This window comes from Paenibacillus tyrphae (assembly GCF_000722545.1).
Taxonomy (GTDB): domain Bacteria; phylum Bacillota; class Bacilli; order Paenibacillales; family NBRC-103111; genus Paenibacillus_G; species Paenibacillus_G tyrfis.
Window position 1 is genome coordinate 1 of sequence record NZ_JNVM01000056.1, and the last position, 3,705, is coordinate 3,705.

Sequence of the window (3,705 nt, forward strand, 5' to 3'; positions counted from 1 at the left end):
TGCCGAACAGAAGCAGGCACAGCTGGGACAAAAGGATGAAAGACAGTACGAACAAGGACTGAAATCCCCACAGCATCAGGAAACCATGCTCAGCCTGCCCCCCAAGCATGATCAGGAGCGAGGAGCCGACCAGGGAAACGAATACGGCCGCCGCCGCATTGATCAGATTTCGGGCGGCGAACGACCGCCAGCGGCCAATCCCTGCTACAGCCAGCGCCATTGACGATTGCGTCATGTTCATACTCATAATCATCGTGCCGACATACGAGGCGAGCAGCAGCATCATAGGCGCCATTTGGTTGTTCATTCCCCGGACGGCATTCATATTGGCAAATTCGGATGTCACCCGTTCGGACAGCGACTTCGCGGCGGCAGCCGGCTGCTCATCCGGGAGCTTCGCCTGCGCCAATGCGGCTTGCAGGCCCTGTCCGACCGCTTCTTTGTTTACCGTGGCCGTCACCTGTGCGGCAATCGCACGCATCAGATTCCCCGTCAATGCCGGATTCGATTCATTGATGCTGTATCGAATCGAAGCGGTTCGGTTCCGATCCTTCAACGAATCGCTGTAGCCCTCAGGAATCGTGACGACCATCTGCAGCTTCCTCTCGTTCAGCAGCTGCTCCGCTTCCGGTTGGGTGGCAATCAGCCGTGTACGGACAGGTAGCTCTCCGGCCAATTTTCCCGCAATCGCCTGACCTGCCGCTTGGTCGGACACGACAATGCCTACTTCCAGCTGCTTCAGCCTGTCTGCCCCGGTAATTCCGTCATAAGCTGTCATCCAAACGACAGCAAAAATAATTTGGAACATTACAGCCGTAACGATTCCTACGATCGTAGACGGTTTCTTCAAGTAAGCCTGTAACGCGTAAACCATTTCCGATCACTCCTTTATCGTGTTGTCAAGTTGCGCTCTGCTCAAAGCCCGCCGCTTCATTGCGTGAGATCGGATACGGTATATTTCGGTCCGCAAGCAGGGGTCCCGCCTTCAAATCGAACTCGATACGAGCAGGCGTCCCGGCAAGCAGAACGATGCGAGAACCTAGAACCGTCGCTTCTTCCCGATCATGGGTGGCCAGCAAAACGGTCGGTCTGTCCTTTCGCCATAAATTCAACAGCAAATCGTGCATACTCCGTCTTGCGGCGGCGTCCAGACTCTGAAACGGTTCATCCATGAGCAGCAGCGCAGGACGAAACGCAAACGCCCGGACTAGCGCGACCCGCTGCCTCATGCCGCCGCTTAGCTGCTCCGGATAGCAGTGAAGCGCATCACCCAACCCCGCCTCCTCCAGCATGGATCGCGCGTCCCGGGCTGAATCCAGCGTTGCGGCCGGTTCGGCGGGCCAGAGCACATTCTCCAAAGCGGTCTTGTGCGGCAGAAGACGAGGCTCCTGAAACACCATGCCGATACGCTCCAATCCATTCCGGTCGATACGGCCGGCTATCGGCTGCTCCAGACCTGCCGCCAAGCGCAAAAGTGTCGTCTTTCCGGTGCCGGAAGGCCCCATGATACACGTGATTCGGCCTGCTTCCAGTTCGAGCGAGAAGTCTTCAAATACGCGCCGACCGCCGTTATACATCATGCTGATTCGTTCGAAGCGCATATGGTTTTCCCCTCCTTCCCGAAGCGGTTGCACGCACCAGTCCTTCCAGCCCTATACCGAGCAGTGCCACAAGCAGCGTCCACCCCATGACTTCCTCCGTCTTCAAATAGACTCTGGCCGTGTTCATCGCCGCACCGATGCCGGTCTGGCCGCTGATCAGCTCGGACATGACCACGGTCTTCCAGCCGGTGCCGACATTGATAGCGAGCGCAGCGGACCAGAAAGGCACGAGTGCGGGCCAGATAATGTCTCTGATCCGTCTTGCGCGGCCGACACGGTAAACCGCCGCCATCTCCATCAGCTCGCGCGGCACGCTCCGGATACCTTGTGCCGAATTAAAGAAGAAGACCGGAAAGAGCGCAAGAGTCACGACGAACGCTTGCGCGCCGCCATTTGTCCCTAGCCAAAGAATAGCCAGCACGATCCAGGAGACAGGCGGCACGGCTTGCAGCAAGGACACCGCCGGATGAATCAGCTTATATACGTACTGCTGTGATCCCGCCCACAATCCCAGACCGCCCCCCAGCAAAAAAGCGGCAGCAAACCCCGCGGCAAAACGGAGAAAGGAAAGGGCAAGCGGCGGCCATAGCTGTCCTTCTGCGGCAAGAGTGAACAAGGCGCGCAGCGATTCGAGGGGGCTCGGGACAAGGACGGTCGGATAGACGGAGGAAACAGCTATCCATAGAGCAATCAACATCAGATACGTATAGAAACCCGGCCATTTTTTATAAATGGTAATAAAAATCTTCATCCGGCAGCTTGCCTCCAATCGAATCCGGCGCCAGCTTGAGCAGAATATTAAAGTACCGCTCCACCTCGGGCCGGGCTTCTGCCGCGTCCTTATAGGTTAAGGTGATCTTTGGAAGAGCCGTCTTCAGCGCCTGTTCGGACAGCCCAAGCTTCTCTGCGGCCGGTTTCAACGACATAGCCGAGCCATCCACGGTACGAGCCAGCGCTTCCCGGTACAATTTTCGGAATTCCGCGATTTCTTCCTTATGGTTCTTTGCCCAGCCGCTGTGAACGAAAATGCCCGACTGGGGCAGATCCTCGCCGAATACGCCTCGCCACGCCTGCTGAAAGTCGACCGCTTCATGCAGCTTGTCTCCTAGTTTTTCGCGCAGTCCGCCAATGACCGGCTCGGGCAGGACGGCATGGCGGATCTTCCCCGCCGCAAGCTGCTGCATGATGTCCGGCACGGTCCCGGCAGCCAGCTTGACCTGCTGCTCCAATCCTTCCCGTCCCAGCAGGAAGCGAGTCAATATTTCGGCAGGTCCACCCTGCCCGGGAACATACACCGTCTCGCCCTGCAAATCGGCCAGCTTGCGGACATTTGAATCGAGCGAGACCAGGTACATCGAGCCCCATGTATCGACCTCCAGCAGTTGAAGCGGCAAACCTTTCGCATGCATATTGGCTCCGACGCTCAGGGCGGCGACGACAAACGGCGCATCGCCCTGCTGAACGCGGGTAAGCATCTGCTCGAACGTATCCCACATCTCTACTTTTATCTTCACCTGTGCATCAGACTGCTGTGCAACGGACATGGCCGGTATGATCGCAGGCACACGCGGACTCAGCAGCACGATGCTTTCTGGCTTCACCGCACCTCCGGTTGCGGCTTTCTTACCCAACCGCTCTATGCCGCTATGGGAGCAGCCCGCCACAAACACACACGCCGTTAAAGCCATAAACCATCCAAGCCGGATACGGCGACAGAAAGCCAATAAACCCAACATCCTCTTCCCAACTCCCTGCTTTTTATTTATAATGAGAATCATTATCAATTATAGGGACGTTCCGTAATCGTACCATCCCTCAAATCTGGGATTTGTTGATACAGCCAGAGAGACGAGAGGCTTAAGGAGGCCAAATATGTATACAAACCTGGAACCCGTCAGAGCCAAATTGTTGAAGCTTTCCGAGGGCAAAAGCTGTTCACATGCTTACAGGAGAGCGCTTGTGAAGCTGCTGCGGCAGCATGTCCCCTTCGATGCCGCATGCTGTACTACCGTCGATCCTGAAACGCTGCTGTCCACAGGAGCAGTAACGGATGAGGAGGTAGAGCTCATTCACGACGGCCTATTCGAATACGATTATGTGAGAA

General features: G+C 56.5%; 4 protein-coding genes and 1 pseudogene. 1 reads left to right on the top strand and 4 read right to left on the bottom strand.

All coding sequences use genetic code 11. From position 1 onward, the window contains the following. The 4 genes from ET33_RS34385 to ET33_RS34400 form a co-directional block, all read right to left on the bottom strand. The coding region (locus tag ET33_RS34385) for a YhgE/Pip domain-containing protein (protein ID WP_036693350.1) at positions 1-874 on the bottom strand (874 nt) is incomplete at its 3' end. 25 nt (positions 875-899) lie between these two features. Next, positions 900-1,601, bottom strand: coding sequence for an ABC transporter ATP-binding protein (locus tag ET33_RS34390; RefSeq protein ID WP_051776046.1), 702 nt, complete (start codon positions 1,599-1,601; stop codon positions 900-902). After that, entirely contained in the window at positions 1,570-2,352 is a 783-nt protein-coding gene (locus ET33_RS34395; protein WP_036693353.1) for an ABC transporter permease, read from the bottom strand. Before ET33_RS34395 ends, ET33_RS34390 begins: the two co-directional genes overlap by 32 nt. Next, positions 2,327-3,337, bottom strand: coding sequence for an ABC transporter substrate-binding protein (locus ET33_RS34400; RefSeq protein ID WP_036693358.1), 1,011 nt, complete (start codon positions 3,335-3,337; stop codon positions 2,327-2,329). The genes ET33_RS34395 and ET33_RS34400 overlap by 26 nt, the downstream gene beginning before the upstream one ends. 136 nt (positions 3,338-3,473) lie before the next feature. On the opposite strand from ET33_RS34400, the pseudogene ET33_RS34405 reads away from it, so the two are divergent. Then, positions 3,474-3,705, top strand: a pseudogene (locus ET33_RS34405) (LuxR family transcriptional regulator); the annotation flags it as partial.

Coding starts and splice junctions, on each gene's coding strand:
- ET33_RS34390 (WP_051776046.1), bottom strand. CDS start 1,601: ATGCGCTTCGAACGAATCAGCATGATGTATAACGGCGGTCGGCGCGTA.
- ET33_RS34395 (WP_036693353.1), bottom strand. CDS start 2,352: ATGAAGATTTTTATTACCATTTATAAAAAATGGCCGGGTTTCTATACG.
- ET33_RS34400 (WP_036693358.1), bottom strand. CDS start 3,337: ATGTTGGGTTTATTGGCTTTCTGTCGCCGTATCCGGCTTGGATGGTTT.